Annotated in this window: 15 protein-coding genes and 1 pseudogene; 13 read left to right on the forward strand and 3 right to left on the reverse strand. The window is 42.7% G+C overall.

Annotation, left to right across the window (positions count from 1 at the left end):
• From nqrF to nqrM, 3 genes are all read left to right on the forward strand, one after another.
• Positions 1–1,227 carry an NADH:ubiquinone reductase (Na(+)-transporting) subunit F gene (nqrF, locus tag GKR61_RS14545; RefSeq protein WP_036954195.1) on the forward strand — a complete coding sequence of 409 codons (1,227 nt, stop codon included), beginning with the start codon at positions 1–3 and terminating at the stop codon, positions 1,225–1,227.
• 231 nt (positions 1,228–1,458) lie between these two features.
• Positions 1,459–2,490 (forward strand): FAD:protein FMN transferase, encoded by a 1,032-nt coding sequence (locus tag GKR61_RS14550; protein WP_154639857.1) that lies wholly within the window; start codon positions 1,459–1,461, stop codon positions 2,488–2,490.
• Positions 2,491–2,505: 15 nt separating this feature from the next.
• Positions 2,506–2,733 (forward strand): (Na+)-NQR maturation NqrM, encoded by a 228-nt coding sequence (gene nqrM, locus GKR61_RS14555; RefSeq protein WP_006657399.1) that lies wholly within the window; start codon positions 2,506–2,508, stop codon positions 2,731–2,733.
• 104 nt (positions 2,734–2,837) lie between these two features.
• On the opposite strand, the gene GKR61_RS14560 is transcribed toward nqrM, so the two are convergent.
• Positions 2,838–3,203, reverse strand: coding sequence for a hypothetical protein (locus GKR61_RS14560; RefSeq protein WP_154600391.1), 366 nt, complete (start codon positions 3,201–3,203; stop codon positions 2,838–2,840).
• A 209-nt stretch (positions 3,204–3,412) separates the two neighbouring features.
• Positions 3,413–4,309 carry a glycerophosphodiester phosphodiesterase family protein gene (locus GKR61_RS14565; protein WP_154639858.1) on the reverse strand — a complete coding sequence of 299 codons (897 nt, stop codon included), beginning with the start codon at positions 4,307–4,309 and terminating at the stop codon, positions 3,413–3,415.
• 234 nt (positions 4,310–4,543) lie between these two features.
• On the opposite strand from GKR61_RS14565, the gene dinB reads away from it, so the two are divergent.
• Entirely contained in the window at positions 4,544–5,599 is a 1,056-nt protein-coding gene (gene dinB, locus GKR61_RS14570) for a DNA polymerase IV (RefSeq protein ID WP_036954203.1), read from the forward strand.
• 81 nt (positions 5,600–5,680) lie between these two features.
• On the opposite strand, the gene pepD is transcribed toward dinB, so the two are convergent.
• A complete protein-coding gene (pepD, locus tag GKR61_RS14575; RefSeq protein ID WP_036954204.1) occupies positions 5,681–7,141 on the reverse strand; it encodes a beta-Ala-His dipeptidase in 1,461 nt (486 codons plus the stop codon).
• A 319-nt stretch (positions 7,142–7,460) separates the two neighbouring features.
• On the opposite strand from pepD, the gene gpt reads away from it, so the two are divergent.
• From gpt to pncC, 9 genes and pseudogenes are all read left to right on the forward strand, one after another.
• Positions 7,461–7,925: a xanthine phosphoribosyltransferase gene (gene gpt, locus GKR61_RS14580; protein ID WP_108479429.1), complete on the forward strand. Its 465-nt coding sequence runs from the start codon at positions 7,461–7,463 to the stop codon at positions 7,923–7,925.
• A gap of 169 nt (positions 7,926–8,094) precedes the next feature.
• On the forward strand, positions 8,095–9,345 hold the full coding sequence (gene frsA / locus GKR61_RS14585) for an esterase FrsA (protein WP_036954206.1): 1,251 nt from the start codon (positions 8,095–8,097) through the stop codon (positions 9,343–9,345).
• Positions 9,346–9,416: 71 nt separating this feature from the next.
• Positions 9,417–9,818: pseudogene (gene crl / locus GKR61_RS14590) on the forward strand (sigma factor-binding protein Crl).
• 115 nt (positions 9,819–9,933) lie between these two features.
• Positions 9,934–11,037 carry a glutamate 5-kinase gene (proB, locus tag GKR61_RS14595; RefSeq protein ID WP_036954225.1) on the forward strand — a complete coding sequence of 368 codons (1,104 nt, stop codon included), beginning with the start codon at positions 9,934–9,936 and terminating at the stop codon, positions 11,035–11,037.
• A 2-nt stretch (positions 11,038–11,039) separates the two neighbouring features.
• The gene (gene proA / locus GKR61_RS14600) at positions 11,040–12,293 is read left to right on the forward strand and encodes a glutamate-5-semialdehyde dehydrogenase (RefSeq protein ID WP_108479427.1); all 1,254 of its coding nucleotides are present in this window, start codon (positions 11,040–11,042) and stop codon (positions 12,291–12,293) included.
• A 132-nt stretch (positions 12,294–12,425) separates the two neighbouring features.
• Entirely contained in the window at positions 12,426–12,923 is a 498-nt protein-coding gene (aroL, locus tag GKR61_RS14605; RefSeq protein WP_108479426.1) for a shikimate kinase AroL, read from the forward strand.
• Positions 12,924–13,049: 126 nt separating this feature from the next.
• Positions 13,050–15,197 carry a bifunctional acyl-ACP--phospholipid O-acyltransferase/long-chain-fatty-acid--ACP ligase gene (gene aas / locus GKR61_RS14610; RefSeq protein WP_154600390.1) on the forward strand — a complete coding sequence of 716 codons (2,148 nt, stop codon included), beginning with the start codon at positions 13,050–13,052 and terminating at the stop codon, positions 15,195–15,197.
• 1 nt (position 15,198) lies between these two features.
• Positions 15,199–16,401 carry a lysophospholipid transporter LplT gene (gene lplT / locus GKR61_RS14615; RefSeq protein WP_036954211.1) on the forward strand — a complete coding sequence of 401 codons (1,203 nt, stop codon included), beginning with the start codon at positions 15,199–15,201 and terminating at the stop codon, positions 16,399–16,401.
• Positions 16,402–16,415: 14 nt separating this feature from the next.
• On the forward strand, positions 16,416–16,931 hold the full coding sequence (gene pncC / locus GKR61_RS14620; protein WP_036954226.1) for a nicotinamide-nucleotide amidase: 516 nt from the start codon (positions 16,416–16,418) through the stop codon (positions 16,929–16,931).
• The last annotated feature ends 40 nt before the right edge of the window (positions 16,932–16,971 follow it).

Raw genomic sequence — 16,971 nt, forward strand, 5'->3', positions numbered from 1 at the left:
ATGGATATTATTATTCTAGGCGTAGTTATGTTTACCCTGATTGTCTTGGCGCTGACAGGCCTGATCCTGTTTGCAAAGTCCAAGTTGGTCAATACAGGGAACATTAAAGTTGAAGTCAACGGCGATCCTGAGAAGAGCTTTGATGCTCCAGCAGGCGATAAGCTGTTAGGTATGTTAGCAAACCAGGGTATCTTTGTTTCTTCTGCCTGTGGTGGCGGTGGTTCATGTGGTCAGTGCCGTGTGAAAATCAAAGAGGGCGGTGGTGACATCCTGCCAACTGAGCTTTCACACATCAATAAACGTGAAGCGAAAGAAGGTTGCCGTCTGGCATGTCAGGTTAACGTAAAACAAGATTTGAAAATTGAATTACCTGAAGAAATTTTTGGCGTGAAAAAATGGGAATGCGAAGTTATCTCCAATGATAACAAAGCAACGTTCATTAAAGAGCTGAAGTTAAAAATTCCTGAGGGCGAAGTGGTTCCATTCCGTGCGGGTGGTTTTATTCAAATTGAATGCCCGCCTCATGTGGTGAAGTACTCAGATTTTGATGTGCCTGAGGAATACCGTGAAGATTGGGACAAATTCAATCTGTTCCGCTATGTTTCTGATGTCAAAGAAGAAACAGTACGTGCTTACTCAATGGCAAACTATCCAGAAGAGCGCGGTATTATTATGCTGAACGTGCGTATTGCAACGCCACCTCCGCGTAATCCCGATGTACCGCCGGGAATTATGTCATCGTATATTTGGTCACTGAAACCGGGAGATAAAGTCACTATCTCTGGTCCGTTTGGTGAGTTCTTCGCAAAAGAAACTGATGCGGAAATGATCTTTATCGGTGGTGGTGCGGGTATGGCGCCGATGCGTTCCCACATTTTCGACCAATTACGTCGTTTAGATTCTAAGCGTAAAATCAGTTTCTGGTATGGTGCGCGTTCTAAACGTGAAATGTTCTATACCGAAGATTTCGACCAATTAGCCGCAGAGCATGACAACTTTACATGGAATGTTGCACTTTCTGACGCTTTGCCAGAAGATAATTGGGACGGTTACACAGGATTTATTCATAATGTCCTGTATGAAAACTACCTCAAAAATCACCCTGCGCCAGAAGATTGTGAGTTCTACATGTGTGGGCCTCCTGTCATGAACGCCGCAGTCATTAAGATGTTAAAAGACCTTGGTGTTGAGGACGAAAACATCTTACTGGATGATTTTGGTGGCTGATTAGTTACTGTGAATTATCTATTAAGCGCTCAGGAAACTGGGCGCTTGTTGATTAAAAAGAGGAAAAAATGGGTTTTTTTCCTCTTTTTGGTTGTAAACTGTGAATCGCCAAATAGGCAATTCAATTTTTAAACGTGAGTATTCTCTAGATTTGTGAATGTTGAGTTTGTTAGACGTCTCAGCACCTACTCTTTCTCTAGTGGGCGCTTACAATTAACGCTGAGAAAATTTATGCTAAACAGAAAAGTATTTGCTCCTGTGCTGCTATTCGCAGCCACTCTTCTTCTTACCGCATGTGGTGGACCTGAACAAAAGAATCTTCAGGGACAAACCATGGGAACCTATTATTCTGTTAAGTTCGTGACAGACTCTTCAGAGCCTTCATCGGAAGCTATCCAAGCCGAAATCGACAAGCGTTTGGAAGAAGTGAACGACCAAATGTCGACTTATCGCCCTGGTTCCGAATTAAGTCGTTTCAATCAATCCAATGAAGTTAATGTGCCATTCCCTGTTTCTGCCGCGACGGCAAAAGTGGTCAGTAAAGCCATTGAGATTAATAAATTAACGGATGGCGGTTTGGATGTCACCGTTGGTCCACTGGTTAATTTATGGGGGTTCGGTCCAGAGGGGAGAGTCACAAAAGCACCTACAGATGAGGAGCTTGAAAAACGTCGTGCATGGGTGGGTATCGATAAACTCTCTGTACAAGACAACAACTTAATTAAAACCATTCCTGAGCTGTATGTTGATTTATCTTCCATTGCTAAAGGTTATGGTGTTGATGTGGTGGCGGAATATTTAGAGTCCATCGGTATCAAGGATTATATGGTTGATATTGGTGGCGAAGTCCGTACAAAAGGTAAAAATGGCAAAGATACACCATGGCGTATTGCGATTGAAAAACCTGCAACGGATGGTGTGAGTCAAACGGCACAGGAGATTATCGAGCCGGGAGATTTATCTATCGCCACTTCAGGGGGTTATCGTAACTATTTTGAACAAAATGGTGTGCATTTCTCACACACAATTGACCCAAAAACAGGTAAGCCAATTTCCCACAATTTAGTCTCAATTACCGTATTAGCCGACGATTGCATGAGTGCGGATGGATTATCTACAGGTTTTAATGTGATGGGACCAGATGCGGGTCTTGCACTTGCTGAAAAGATGAATATTCCTGTTTTTATGATTGTGAAGACAGATAAAGGCTTCGAAGAGCGTTACACTAAAGCATTCGAGCCATTTTTACAGAAAAAACAGTAAAAGGAGGAAAGCAGAATGTTGAATGTTTTTCTTGCAGCCTTTGCCTTATTTTTGTTGGCGTTTTTAGGTATGTCCCTTGGGTATATTATTAAGCGGAAAAGTATCCAAGGCAGTTGCGGCGGTTTAAGTAGCATTGGGGTAGAGAAAGTTTGTGACTGCCCTGAGCCTTGCGATGCGCGTAAAAAGCGTATGGCACGGGAAGAAGCGCGCAAAAAAATGCTAGAGAAAAACCGCATTTTGTAATTTTTACTCTGTTGTGAATATTAACCCTAGTTGCTTTAATGAGCTGCTAGGGTTTTTTATTTTAAGGTTATTTTGATAAAAATAGTGATGTATTTCATTGCAAACTAAATTTTATGTAATGAAGTCGAGCATGATGTGGAAACAGGGTAGTGAACAAACATGTGTCGCGTATTTCCCTTGAAACTGAGAGTGACTTTGCCATTATCTTTCTCATTGAGCTTGCATGCTAAGTCAGCGATGCTACTCCATTTTTCTCCTGATTTTGTTGTGATTACTCCCATCCAATAGCTCTGTTCGGTTGAAGAAAAAGTGAACTCTGTGATATCACTTAATTTTTTTCCATTCATAAGATTATAAAAAATAAAAACATTTCCATACTCATTCGCATTGTTTTTGAAAGAAATTTCCACCTTTTTTAAGTCTTCATTCCATAGGTTCTCGATAGAAAGCAAGCCTTTTGATATCGCCATGTTAAATTCCTTATGAATAAGTGTTTAAATGTATTTACTTATTTTGGCATCGATACTTTACTAAGTAATTAATATTGAATGTTATTTACTATTAAAAAAGAAGGAAAGATAAGATAGGGGAATGTATGGATAGAAAAGATGAGTAATAAAAATAAGCTACTTAAATCGAATAAATCATTATCAAAATAAAGTAGCTTAATAATTAGTCTTTATTTTTTGAAAGCTTTTGGTGAGTCAACCATAACGGCATCAGCACCAATTTCTTTAGCCAGTTGATAATCACTGTCACTATTTACACCAAATACAATGATGTAAGCGTTGCCATTTTTTCTAAAGCAGTCGATAGCTTCTTTATCCCATGAGAGTGTTGCTGGTGAACGCGCTTCACCAAGGGTATATTTCTCAACGACTTCAACTTTATGATGCAGCTCAAAACCATACCAACGGGTTGCAGATTTATCATTATCAAGCATACATTGATGGCTCATTACGCTGTTTGCCAGCATGGTGCGAGTTTCATCTCGGCTTTCAAATAGTTGCAGTTTAGAGGAAAGTGGCTTAAGCGCTTTTAAAAATGCATCGTTAGTGGAATAAAAACGCACTTGGTTAAACGCGTTGGTTTTATTTAATAATGCCAAAATAGCTTGAGCTTGAGTATTAGGGTCTGCATCAGGAGATTTTAAGTCGATATAAAAAATCGTATCGGGGTATTTTTTTAAAACATCTTCTAGTGTGACGATAGTGGTTTGCGAAGTAGGTAGTTGCTGGTTATTTTTCTGATTAAATTTATACGCCGCATTTATCTGGCTTAATTGTTTGGCGGAATAATCAGAAATAACGCCACTTTTATCCGTTAAAGCATTTAAATCACTCGGACGATAAAGGACTAATTGATTATCTTTACTGAGCTGAACAGTTAACCAAATTGCATCAGCTTTATTGCTTTTGGCTTGTTCTATAGCATAAAGGGTATTTTCAGGGGCATCTGCGGTACCTGCGCGGTGCGCTACAATCTGCGGCATTAATGCGAAAGCGGATTGGCTAACCAAAAGTAGTAAGCCTATCGTAGCGGATTTTTTTAACACTGACGTTGATATAATTTGCATTTGTATAATCCATAATAATAGAAAATTCAATGAACTAACATGAGATTGACCGAGTGGTTGTTGTAATATGTTTCATCCGTTTTGTAAGCAATGCGCCTATAAATTAGGAGTAACTTTTTACTTTTTCGGTTATTTACAGTATTTCAGGAATACATTTCAATCAGATGAATAAGGTTGCATAGCTAATAAAACCACTGTATATTTATTCAGTAATTATTGGTTGGGGCGGCTATCATGCGTAAAATTATTCATATTGATATGGATTGCTTTTTTGCAGCGATAGAGATGCGTGATGACCCAAAATTACGCAATATTCCACTGGCTGTCGGGGGAAGTGCAGACCGACGTGGCGTATTGAGCACTGCAAATTATGAAGCGAGACGCTACGGTGTTCACAGTGCAATGTCGACGGCATTGGCGTTGAAATTATGCCCTCACCTGAAAGTCGTACCCGGTCGTATGGCGGTTTATAAAGACGTTTCCCATCATATTCGCCAAATATTTGCCCGCTATACCGATCTGATTGAGCCATTATCTTTAGATGAGGCCTATTTGGATGTGACTGATTGCCAGCAGCTTCACGGCTCTGCCACGCTTATCGCCGAGGCTATCCGCCAGCAAATTTTTGATGAACTTCAACTCACAGCTTCTGCGGGAATTGCTCCGATTAAATTCCTCGCCAAAATTGCCTCTGATATGAATAAACCCAATGGGCAATTTGTGATCACTCCACAGGAATTACCGGCATTTATTGCCACGCTGCCATTAAAAAAGATCCCCGGCGTTGGAAAAGTGACAGCGCAAAAACTTGCGGATATGGGGTTATTGACCTGCGCGGATGTTCAGCGCTATGACATGCTGGCGTTGGTAAAAAGCATGGGTAAATTTGGACAAGCTCTGTGGGAACGCTGTCATGGCATTGATGAACGAGCAGTAAATACCGAACGCTTACGTAAATCCGTTGGGGTAGAACGCACTCTCGCCAAAGATATTCATCAGTGGGAAGAGTGTTTGCCTTTACTCGATACTTTATACGATGAGCTACATTTTCGCTTAGAGAAAGTGAAGCCAGATCTGCGTATTGCTCGCCAAGGAGTGAAATTAAAATTTGAGGATTTTCAGCAAACGACGCAAGAGCATGTTTATCCCATTATAGATAAGCAGGATCTTATTCGGTTGGCACAGCAGGCTTGGGAAAATCGACGAGCAGGGCGGGGGGTTAGGTTAGTTGGTCTGCATGTGACATTGCAGAATCCACAAATTGAAAGGCAGCTTTCATTACTTTTATAGTTTTTATTATGTTTAAAGAATGAGAACAATAGGGTCATAAACTGTCGCTTATGACCCTGATATTGATAGCTTAAAGCCTACTTAGTTTTTTACTGGGATAGCTTTTAAGATAGCAGTTAACAGTGTCCAGTATTGACCCACGCTCTCAATGTGAACGCGCTCATCTGGTGAGTGTGCTCCACGGATGGTTGGTCCAATGGAGACCATATCCATTAATGGATAAGGCTTTTTAAACAGACCACACTCGAGACCGGCATGGATAACCATGATATTTGGAATTTTACCAAACAGTTTTTGGTAAGTGTCGCTAACAATATGCATGACTGGTGAGTCTGCATCTGGTTGCCAACCTGGGTATCCACCTTCAGCACGGTGTTGAGCTTTCGCCAGTTTTGTCAGTGATGTCAGCATATTAACGACGTAATTTTTACCTGAATCGATCAGTGAACGGATTAAGAATATTACTTCCGCTTTGTCTTCAGTCATCTTCACAACGCCTTCGTTCAGTGAAGTTTCAACAACTCCTTTTACCACATCACTCATACGGATAACGCCGCTTGGTGCCGAGTTTAGGAAGAAAACTAAACGCTGTTGGCAATCATTCGTCAGGGCTTTTAAGTCACTCGTTGTTTCATCTAACAGTAAAGCTAGGTTAGGTTCTACTGCGGCTAATTCATTTTTCAGAATGCCCTCGTAGCGAGTTCTCAGCGCGGTTAATTCAGCCACTTTATCAGCTGGTACCGCGAAAGTTGCATGGCCTTCGCGTGGGATCGCATTACGCAGTGTACCGCCAGTGAATTCCAGCAGTTTTAAACTCAAGTCTTCAGCGTGACCCGCTAAGAAACGCGCTAACAGTTTGTTTGCATTACCTAAACCTAAGTGAATATCGCCACCAGAGTGACCGCCTTTAAGGCCTTTTAAGGTCATGGTGAAGGTTTTATAACCTTGTGGTAATGCTTCACGGGTTAAATCAAATGTGGCAGTGAAATCAACACCACCTGCGCAACCCATGTAAATTTCGCCTTCTTCTTCTGAATCGGTATTGATCAGAATATCAGCTTGTAACCAGTTTGGTTGTAAACCGAAAGCGCCGTCCATGCCCGTTTCTTCGGTCATAGTCAGTAACACTTCCAGTGGACCGTGTTCAACGCTGTCATCCGCTAATACTGCTAATGCGGACGCCATACCGATGCCGTTATCTGCGCCTAATGTTGTACCTTCAGCAGTGACCCACTCACCATTGATATAAGGGCGGATAGGATCTTTAGTGAAATCGTGCTCTGTGTCGTTATTTTTTTGCGGCACCATGTCTAAGTGAGCTTGCAGTACAACAGGCTTGCGGTTTTCGTAGCCTTTTGTCGCCGGTTTACGGATTAAGATATTACCAACTTGGTCGCGCTCAACGTGAAAACCTTTCCCTTTAGACCACTCCATGATGTGGGCGGCTAAAGCTTCTTCGTGTTTTGATGGGTGAGGAATGGAGCAGATTTTAGCGAAAATATCCCACAGTGGTTGTGGTTTTAGCGTTGATAATTGTGACACGTTCTTCTCCTTGACACTTTGATCGTAATCTTTCCGTCATATTTCAAGCTGGGGATTGGCTTACACCCAAAACAATCGACTGACGGCGTTGGTCGCTTAATTTAAGATTGCACTTAAGTGTAATAACTCAGGTTTTAAGCGGTTTTAAGTATTGATTCAGCATAACACTTTCTATCGAATAATGGAGAGCGTTAATAAGAATAATTCATTTAGTGGGATGGTTTCGCTGGTTTTTCCTGCGTCAAATCACTATAATCTCGCGCAACCTTTTTTCCGCAAGACACATTTCTGTTTTACTCACCTTCGGGACCCGAATTTTATGAGCGAAAAATATGTCGTAACGTGGGATATGTTGCAAATACATGCCCGTAAACTCGCACAACGTTTATTACCAGCAAAACAATGGACTGGTATCATCGCAGTTAGCCGTGGTGGTTTAGTCCCTGGCGCACTGTTAGCGCGTGAGCTGGGTATTCGTCATGTTGACACCGTTTGTATCTCTAGCTATGACCATGATAACCAACGCGAATTGAATGTAATCAAACGCGCTGAAGGCGATGGTGAAGGCTTTATCGTGATTGACGATTTAGTGGATACTGGTGGCACAGCGAAAGCTATCCGCGACATGTATCCAAAAGCACACTTCGTGACTATCTTTGCAAAACCAGCAGGTCGCCCATTAGTGGATGATTATGTGGTTGATATCCCACAAAACACTTGGATTGAACAGCCTTGGGATATGGGCGTTGTGTTTATCGATCCTCTGTGCGAACAAGATAAGTAGTCCGAACGAAATAATTTAAATCTGTTTAGCCGTGATAGGGTTGTTTGATAAAAACAACACATTATTACCTAAGTGATTTGAGCTAAACACGATATGATAGAGGGGAGTGCGAAATGCACTCCCTTTTTGTTTATGTGACAGATTTAATAGGTAAAAGTAGGGAACCCACATGACTCAGCAAAATTTATCCGAAAAACTTTTTAAACCTCGCGTTAGACAAGTTGAAACATCAACGTTGGTTTCTTATTCCTCTCATACTTTGTCCCAATTAGAGAACCACAGTGTATTAAGTGGCTCTTCACATAATCATTGGTATCGTACTCTCAACCGGTTAATGTGGATTTGGCGTGGTATTGATGCGATTGAAATTGAAGAAGTTTTAAGCCGTATTGCCATCTCAGATGCTAAACGCAGCCGTGATGAATGGCTTGATACTGTCATTGGCAATCGCCGTGGTAATTGGTGTTTTGAATGGTCTAATCAAGCCATGCGCTGGCAGCAAAAAGCCTTAGAATTTGAAAAAGGTCAGGAAGCGTGTGATGCGTGGCTGCGTGCCGCTAACTTATACAGCATTGCGGCTTACCCGTTTATTAAAGGGGATGAACTGGCGGATCAAGCGATTGTATTAGCCTGTAAGGCTTATGATAGCGCGGCAAAATTCTCACAGTACCAATTGAAAAAAATCCCATTCAAAGTCGATGGTGGTAAAGAAGTCTGTGGCTTTTTACACATACCATCGAATGTTCAAGGTCCTTACCCAACCGTGATGGTTTGTGGCATGCTTGATAGCCTACAGACAGATTACAGCCGCTACTTTAGAGAGTATTTAGAGCCTCGAGGGATTGCGATGTTAACGCTGGATATGCCATCTATCGGTTATTCCAGTAAATACAGCCTTTCGCAAGAAACCAGCACGTTGCATGAACAGATAGTTCGCCAGCTCGACACCATTCCATGGATTGACCACACACGATTTGCCATCACAGGGATCCGTTTTGGCGCGAATATCGCTGTTCGTTTAGCGTATATGTGCCCAGATAAAATCAAAGCAGTAGCGGTGATTGGTCCTATCGTTCATAGCCTATTGCATGAAGAAAAATACCAAAAAGATATCCCCCGTATGGTGCTGGATGTTTTTGCTAGCCGCTTAGGGGTTTATCAAGTTGATGGTCAATCATTACGCCATGAACTCAGCTGCTATTCACTGCGTAATCAAGGTTTGTTAGGTCGCCGTAACCAAGTCCCGATGATGTCAGTATGTTTTAAAAATGATCCCTACAGTCCGAAAGCTGATTCAGACTTAATCGCTCGTTCGTCTATGGATAGTCATTTGTTGACGTTGCCGAGTAGCCCTATATTAGAGGCTTTCGAGCGATCAATGTCAGATACAACCAAATGGTTAGAAAGTAAAATATTATAATTGTATTGAATAGCTTGCTTATTTTTTAACATTTGCTAAAAAGGGATCTTCCCAAGAAGGAGATCCTTAATATGGCGTTACCGACTGATTACACAAATGGAAAATTTTTAAAGAAATTTGCTGCGATAGGGCCTTATTTACGTGAGCAACAATCTATCAAAAACTGCTACTTTTTTGATAGCTTGGTTGTCTGTGTTAATGCGAATATCGCGCCTGAAAAACGTGAGTTTTGGGGATGGTGGTTAGAACTAGCCCCTATGGATTAAGGCTTCGAATTTGCTTACAAGTTAGGGATCTACAACAATCAGGGAAGTTGGCAAGCAAAAACCTTGAAAGATGCCGCAACGACGGAAGCCGTCGAAAAGAACCTGCATGCCTTCCATCAACGCCTTACCCAGCAATTATCTGCCCTAGAGTTAAGCTTGTTCCCATCCCCCTTAATGACAGAATTAAAGCTGGAATTAAGCGCATAAAATTGTTTTAAACCAACTTTTGTTTAATTTTGCGTTATGCCTGTTGGCATAACGCGCATCTCCTGATAAAACTGATACCCACTTTGTATTTATTAATCCTAATGGCAGAAAAATGATGAAAAATAGCCAAACACTCGTGGTCAAACTTGGCACAAGTGTCTTAACAGGGGGTTCACGTCGTTTAAATCAAGCTCACATTGTTGAGTTGGTTAGACAGTGTGCGCAGCAATATGAAAAAGGTCACCGAATTATTATTGTCACGTCTGGCGCAATTGCCGCAGGGCGTGAACATCTCAATTACCCCGAACTGCCGGCCACCATTGCATCTAAACAGCTGCTGGCGGCGGTCGGTCAAAGTCGTTTAATCCAATTATGGGAAAGGCTTTTTTCCATCTATGGGATCCACATTGGACAAATGCTATTAACGCGTGCAGATCTTGAAGATCGCGAACGTTTTTTAAATGCGCGAGACACACTGCAAGCGCTGTTAGATAACGGCATTATTCCGGTGATTAATGAAAATGATGCAGTGGCGACGGCAGAAATTAAAGTAGGGGATAACGATAACCTATCCGCACTTGCTGCCATTCTTGGTGATGCAGATAAATTACTGTTATTAACCGATATTGAAGGCCTGTATGACGCGGATCCTCGCAGTAATCCGAACGCAAAATTAATCCCTGAAGTTCACGGTATTAATGATGATTTACGCCGTATGGCAGGGGATAGTGTAACGGGCTTAGGCACTGGTGGAATGGCAACAAAATTACAGGCGGCAGATGTTGCAGGCCGTGCTGGGATTGACGTATTCATTGCAGCGGGAAATAAACCAGATGTCATCAATTCAGTGATTGAAAATATCCCTGTAGGAACTCGTTTTTATGGGCAGAAAAATCCAATGGAAAACCGTAAACGCTGGATTTTTGGGGCGCCAGCGGCGGGCGATGTTTACATTGATGACGGCGCACAATTAGCCATCACTGAAAAAGGTAGTTCGTTATTGCCAAAAGGCATTAAGAAAATTGAAGGCGATTTCTCCCGTGGCGCAGTGATCCGTATTCGCAATATGGCAGGTAAAGATTTGGCACATGGCGTAAGCCACTATAATAGTGATGCGCTCAGAATGATTGCCGGTCACCATTCCCAAGATATTGGTAAAATCCTTGGCTATGAACATGGCTCAGTAGCCGTTCATCGCGACGATATGATAGTGAGTTAATTATGTTAGAACAAATGGGTAAAGCGGCGCGCGAAGCGTCATGGCAGTTGGCTCAATTTAATACCAAACAAAAAAATAGTGCGCTTGAGCAAATTGCTGACCTCTTAGAGCAAAAGAGTGCCAGTATTTTAGCGGCTAATCAGCTGGATATGGCTCAAGCTCAACAAAGCGGTATGAGTGAGGCATTACAAGATCGTTTATTGCTGACCCAAGCGCGCTTAAAAAGTATCGCGGATGACGTCAGAAAAGTGTGCCAACTGGCTGATCCGGTAGGGCAAGTCCTTGATGGTAGCGAGTTAGATAGCGGGTTAAATTTACAACGTCGCCGTGTTCCGTTAGGGGTCATTGGAGTTATCTATGAAGCTCGTCCTAATGTCACTGTGGATGTCGCTTCTTTATGTTTAAAAACGGGAAATGCGGTCATTCTGCGTGGTGGAAAAGAGACGCATAATACCAATCTTGCGGTGGTAGAGGTTATTCAGCAAGCGCTGAAAAATAGCGGGCTGCCAGCCAATGCAGTACAGGCAATCAATAATCCGGATCGTGAATTAGTGACCCAATTGTTAAAATTGGATCGCTATGTGGATATGCTGATCCCTCGCGGTGGTGCAGGGTTACATAAACTATGTCGTGAACAATCCACGATCCCGGTGATCACTGGCGGAATTGGTGTTTGCCATACTTTTGTAGATGACTCTGTGGATTTTGATAAGGCACTAAGTGTCATTACTAATGCTAAAGTTCAGCGCCCAAGCGCATGTAATTCATTGGAAACACTGTTGGTTCATGAAAATATTGCAGCGAGTTTCTTACCGCGTTTAAGTGAGAAAATGGCTCAGCAGCAAGTGACATTACATGCCAGCGAAAAAGCAATGGCATTCTTGAAAGATGGTGTGGCTAAAGTGGTGCCTGTTCAAGCGGAAAACTTAGTTGATGAATGGTTATCTTTGGACTTGAACGTTGAAATTGTTTCAGGGATTGATGCCGCTATCGAGCATATTCGCCATTATGGTACCGCGCATTCTGACGCCATCTTAACGGAATCTATTCGCCAAGCGGATTACTTTGTACAGCGTGTGGATTCAGCTGCGGTATACGTGAATGCCAGCACCCGTTTTACCGATGGTGGACAGTTTGGACTCGGTGCGGAAGTGGCTGTGAGTACCCAAAAACTCCATTCCCGTGGACCTATGGGGTTAGATGCTCTGACTACTTATAAATGGATTGGTTACGGTGATTTTTTAAGTCGACCATAATTTAATCATAATAATTTCGAGCCACACTGCGTGTGGCTTTATTTTTTAGGCTATTCGCCATTTAGGCTAACCCGCTAGAAGCATGTGTATGGCAAATTTATCATAGTAATCATGATGATGGGATGAATATAGATGTTCTACATTATTGGGCCTAGAGGCTCAGGAAAAACAACAATTGGTAAGAAACTCGCGGAAAAAACGGGTTACCAGTTTATTGACACTGACAAACTTATTTTTGAACATGCAGGAATGAGCATCGCTGACATTGTCAAGCAACAAGGTTGGAACTATTTTCGTCAGCTTGAAAGCCAAATTCTTGCTTCAATCGAACCACAAAAAGCGATTGTTTCAACAGGGGGCGGGATTATTTTAGCCTCTGAGAATCAGCAGGTTATGCGAGATAATGGAACGGTTATTTATTTACGTTCAACCCCAGAAACTCTCGCACAGCGGCTGGCGGCAGAGCCTCAAGCAGAACAGCGACCGAGCTTAACCGGAAAATCACTGCTTGAAGAAATTGAAGAGGTAATGGAGCAGCGTGATCCTATCTATTTATCGACTGCGCACCACGTTATTGATGCCAATCAATCCATTGATGCTATCATTAACCAGATCGCAAATTTGAGATAAATATTAGGTATACCAGTACCTTTAGGAATAAACCCCTTAATGAGGTGCATGGGTATCGAGATAATTATTGTAGTATCTAATTGTTAATCAATAGATAAAATTATCATCATAAGAAAGGGAATCATTATGTTGGCAAAGATAATAAAAAAAGTACTGAAGTTTTTGTTTCGTGTCGAAGTCATTGGCAACCCAAATGAGTTCAATCAAGACAAATGTATCATTACGCCAAACCATGTCTCTTTTCTTGATGGTGTGTTGATTGCGCTATTCTTACCAGTAAGACCTGTATTTGCTGTGTATAGCACGGTGGCGACGCCTAAGATGATCAAGCGTCTTAAGCCTTATGCCGATGTTGTTGCATTAGATCCAAAAAATCCATTAGGTCTCAGACACCTTGTTCGTGAAGTGGACAAAGGTCGCCCCATCGTTATTTTCCCAGAAGGCCGCATTTCTGTTCATGGCTCTTTAATGAAGATCTATGAAGGCGCTGCTTTCGTCGCTGCTAAATCAGGGGCAAAAATTGTCCCTATTCGTATTGATGGTGCTGAGCGAAGTTATTTTGGGCGCTTAAAAGGGGTTATCCCGTTAAAGTGGTTCCCGAAAATCAAGTTACATATCCTACCTGCTGAAGCCATTCCTATGCCGGATGCACCTCGTGCGGTTGAGCGCCGAGCACTAGCGGGAGAACATCTTTACCAAATCATGAAAGCGGCACGTATGGCAAGCCGCCCGCAAATGACATTAGTCGAAGCCTTTATTGATAGTATTGAGCGTTATGGACGTCGTTCTCGCTGTATTGAAGATATCGCCTTTAAAGAGGATAGCTATCAAGGATTACTAAAAAAATCCCTTGGTGTTGGACGAATTATCGAACGCTATACCCATGAAAATGAGCGTGTAGGGTTATTGCTACCCAATGCGACAGTGACCGCGGCAGCAATTTTCGGTTGTTTAATGCGTGGGCGAGTGCCTGCGATGCTGAATTACACTGCGGGGAGTCATGGGATCAGTAATGCGCTGAAAGCGTCGACGGCGAAAGTGGTTTTCACCTCAAGACAATTTTTGGAAAAAGGGAAGCTGACCCATATTCCTGAGCAAGTACCTGAAGCCACGTGGATTTACCTCGAAGATTTAAAAGATACTGTCACTTTCCAAGATAAATGGTGGATTGCTAAGCACTTATTTTCACCACGTAATGCGATTATTCCTCGAAATGTGGATGATGAAGCTATTGTATTGTTTACCTCTGGCTCTGAAGGAACGCCAAAAGGCGTAGTACATAGTCATCGAAGCTTAATGGCGAACGTTGAACAGATAAAAACCATTGCCGACTTTACGCCGCGTGACCGTTTTATGTCATCGCTTCCGCTATTCCATGCATTTGGATTAACGGTTGGGTTATTTATTCCACTGTTTTCGGGTAGCCGTGTTTTCCTATACCCAAGCCCATTACATTACCGAATTATTCCTGAGTTAGTGTATGACCGAAATTGTACCGTTCTGTTTGGAACCTCAACATTCTTAGGTAATTACGCACGTTTTGCCCATCCGTATGATTTTGCAAGAGTACGCTATGTTGTCGCGGGAGCCGAAAAACTGTCGGATAAAACCAAGAAAATTTGGTACGAAAAATTTGGTATTCGCATTCTTGAAGGCTACGGGGTGACTGAGTGTGCGCCGATTGTCTCTATTAATGTCCCTATGGCGGCGAAAGACGGCTCTGTAGGACAGATTTTACCCTGTATGGAAGCCCGTATTATCCCATTGCCGGGCATTGAGCACGGCGGAAAACTTCAGCTGAAAGGCCCGAATATTATGAAGGGCTATTTACGAGTTGAAGCGCCGGGTGTGTTAGAAGAGCCAAAAGCCGAGAATGCTCAGGGCGAGATAGAGCCAGGCTGGTATGACACAGGGGATATTGTTGAGTTAGACAATAAAAACTTCTGCACTATTAAAGGACGAGTGAAGCGATTTGCTAAACTCGCTGGCGAAATGGTATCTCTTGAAAGCATTGAACAAATGGTGGCTGAGATTTCGCCAAGTTGCGACCACGGAGTTGTGACTAAACCCGACAGTAGTAAAGGCGAAGCGTTGGTGCTATTTACCACAGATAAGGATCTTGACCGGGGCGCATTATCTGCTGCAGCGAAAAGTAAGGGTTTAACCGAATTGGCGGTTCCGCGGGATATCCGCTGGGTTAAAGCCTTACCAGTATTAGGCAGTGGAAAAACGGATTTCGTGACATTAAAACAGATGGCGTTAACAGGGGAATAATATGCAGGAGAGCACACCAAACACGCCACTGATGAGCACAGGGATGAAGGCCGTTCTGGCATCTCAGTTTCTTTCTGCGTTTGCAGATAATGCTTTATTATTCGCGATATTAGCGCAGCTAAAAGCGGAATTTTACCCAGAATGGAGCCACCCAATTCTACAAATGGTGTTTGTTTTCACCTATATTGTACTAGCACCATTTGTGGGGCAAATAGCGGATAGATTCTCAAAAGGTCGCGTGATGCTGTTTTCCAACATATTTAAATTTGTTGGAGCATTGGGGATCTGTTTAGGGGTTAATCCATTCCTATGCTATGGGTTAGTCGGTGTCGGTGCTGCGGCATATTCCCCTGCAAAATACGGTATTTTAGGCGAGTTGACTGGCGGCGATAACTTAGTCAAAGCTAACGGTTTAATGGAAGCCTCAACGATCGCCGCGATTTTAGTGGGCTCTGTGGTGGGCGGCATGCTCTCTGACATTAACCTATTATTGGCGTTGGGAACCTGCTCTTTACTGTATGCGCTAGCGGTCATTGTAAACTTTTTTATTCCACATTTAGCGGCTGCAAGACCAGGAACAGGATGGAATTTCAAACTGTTGCTGGTGGATTTTTTCTCCGCCTGTCGTATTTTATGGGCAAACCAAGAAAGCCGATTCTCCCTTGTGGGTACCAGCATGTTTTGGGGCGCAGGGGTGACATTACGTTTCTTGCTGGTGGCATGGGTGCCCGTGGCTCTTGGCTTGCAAGATAATACAACCCCGACCATTTTGAATGCGATGGTTGCAGTTGGTATTGTGGTGGGGGCAGGGTTAGCGGCGAAATTTATTACCTTAAAAACGGTTTACCGCTGTATTCCCGCAGGGATCGTGATTGGGGTTATGGTGGTTTTCTTGTCACTGCAAACCAATATTATTCCTTCATATTTTATATTGATGATATTAGGGATTTTTGGTGGGTTATTTGTAGTTCCACTGAATGCTTTGCTCCAAGAGAAAGGTAAAGAAACAGTCGGGGCAGGTAATGCCATCGCAGTACAAAATCTCGGTGAAAACAGCGCCATGCTATTAATGCTAGGGTTATATTCTCTGGCGATAAAGGTTGGGTTCTCAGTCGTGAGCGTGGGTGTCGGTTTTGGTGTAGTGTTTGCTATCGCGATTGCAGGGCTGTGGATTTGGGATCGCGCTCGTAAAAAAACAGCATAATGGTGAATAGCCAAATGATAGATGAGAAGCAACTCGAAATATTAAGTATTCAGTTAGGACAGCGTTTACTGCAACTTGATAAAACAGTGACGGCGGCAGAATCCTGTACTGGTGGATGGATTGCCAAAGTGTTGACGGATATCGCAGGCAGCTCAGCTTATTTTAACCGTGGGTTTGTAACTTACAGTAATGAAGCCAAGCATCAAATGATTGGGGTAACGAATGACTCATTAACGCGTTTTGGTGCAGTCAGTCAGCAAGTGGTTCAGGAAATGGCACTTGGCGCATTAAATGAAGCTCAAGCAGACTTTGCAATGTCAGTCAGCGGAATTGCTGGACCGGGCGGCGGGAGTGAAGATAAACCTGTCGGGACAGTTTGGTTTGGTTTTGCATTAAAGCAGGCCAATGGTACTGTGGATGTTGTGACTCGTCATCAGATATTCGAAGGTGATAGGTATCAAGTTCGTTTACAATCAACAGGTTATTCGCTGGAAACGCTTTTACAGTTAATATCTGAAAAATTTTCTTGATACTGTATGATTATACAGTATACTTAGTTCCAACAAATCG

Origin of the sequence: Providencia sp. wls1916 (genome assembly GCF_009706585.1) — a bacterium.
Classification (GTDB): Bacteria; Pseudomonadota; Gammaproteobacteria; order Enterobacterales; family Enterobacteriaceae; genus Providencia; species Providencia lanzhouensis.

Excerpts from the sequence above, each read along its gene's own strand:
- nqrF (WP_036954195.1), top strand. The coding sequence starts at position 1 with ATGGATATTATTATTCTAGGCGTAGTTATGTTTACCCTGATTGTCTTG.
- GKR61_RS14550 (WP_154639857.1), top strand. The coding sequence starts at position 1,459 with ATGCTAAACAGAAAAGTATTTGCTCCTGTGCTGCTATTCGCAGCCACT.
- nqrM (WP_006657399.1), top strand. The coding sequence starts at position 2,506 with ATGTTGAATGTTTTTCTTGCAGCCTTTGCCTTATTTTTGTTGGCGTTT.
- GKR61_RS14560 (WP_154600391.1), bottom strand. The coding sequence starts at position 3,203 with ATGGCGATATCAAAAGGCTTGCTTTCTATCGAGAACCTATGGAATGAA.
- GKR61_RS14565 (WP_154639858.1), bottom strand. The coding sequence starts at position 4,309 with ATGCAAATTATATCAACGTCAGTGTTAAAAAAATCCGCTACGATAGGC.
- dinB (WP_036954203.1), top strand. The coding sequence starts at position 4,544 with ATGCGTAAAATTATTCATATTGATATGGATTGCTTTTTTGCAGCGATA.
- gpt (WP_108479429.1), top strand. The coding sequence starts at position 7,461 with ATGAGCGAAAAATATGTCGTAACGTGGGATATGTTGCAAATACATGCC.
- frsA (WP_036954206.1), top strand. The coding sequence starts at position 8,095 with ATGACTCAGCAAAATTTATCCGAAAAACTTTTTAAACCTCGCGTTAGA.
- proB (WP_036954225.1), top strand. The coding sequence starts at position 9,934 with ATGAAAAATAGCCAAACACTCGTGGTCAAACTTGGCACAAGTGTCTTA.
- proA (WP_108479427.1), top strand. The coding sequence starts at position 11,040 with ATGTTAGAACAAATGGGTAAAGCGGCGCGCGAAGCGTCATGGCAGTTG.
- aroL (WP_108479426.1), top strand. The coding sequence starts at position 12,426 with ATGTTCTACATTATTGGGCCTAGAGGCTCAGGAAAAACAACAATTGGT.
- aas (WP_154600390.1), top strand. The coding sequence starts at position 13,050 with ATGTTGGCAAAGATAATAAAAAAAGTACTGAAGTTTTTGTTTCGTGTC.
- lplT (WP_036954211.1), top strand. The coding sequence starts at position 15,199 with ATGCAGGAGAGCACACCAAACACGCCACTGATGAGCACAGGGATGAAG.
- pncC (WP_036954226.1), top strand. The coding sequence starts at position 16,416 with ATGATAGATGAGAAGCAACTCGAAATATTAAGTATTCAGTTAGGACAG.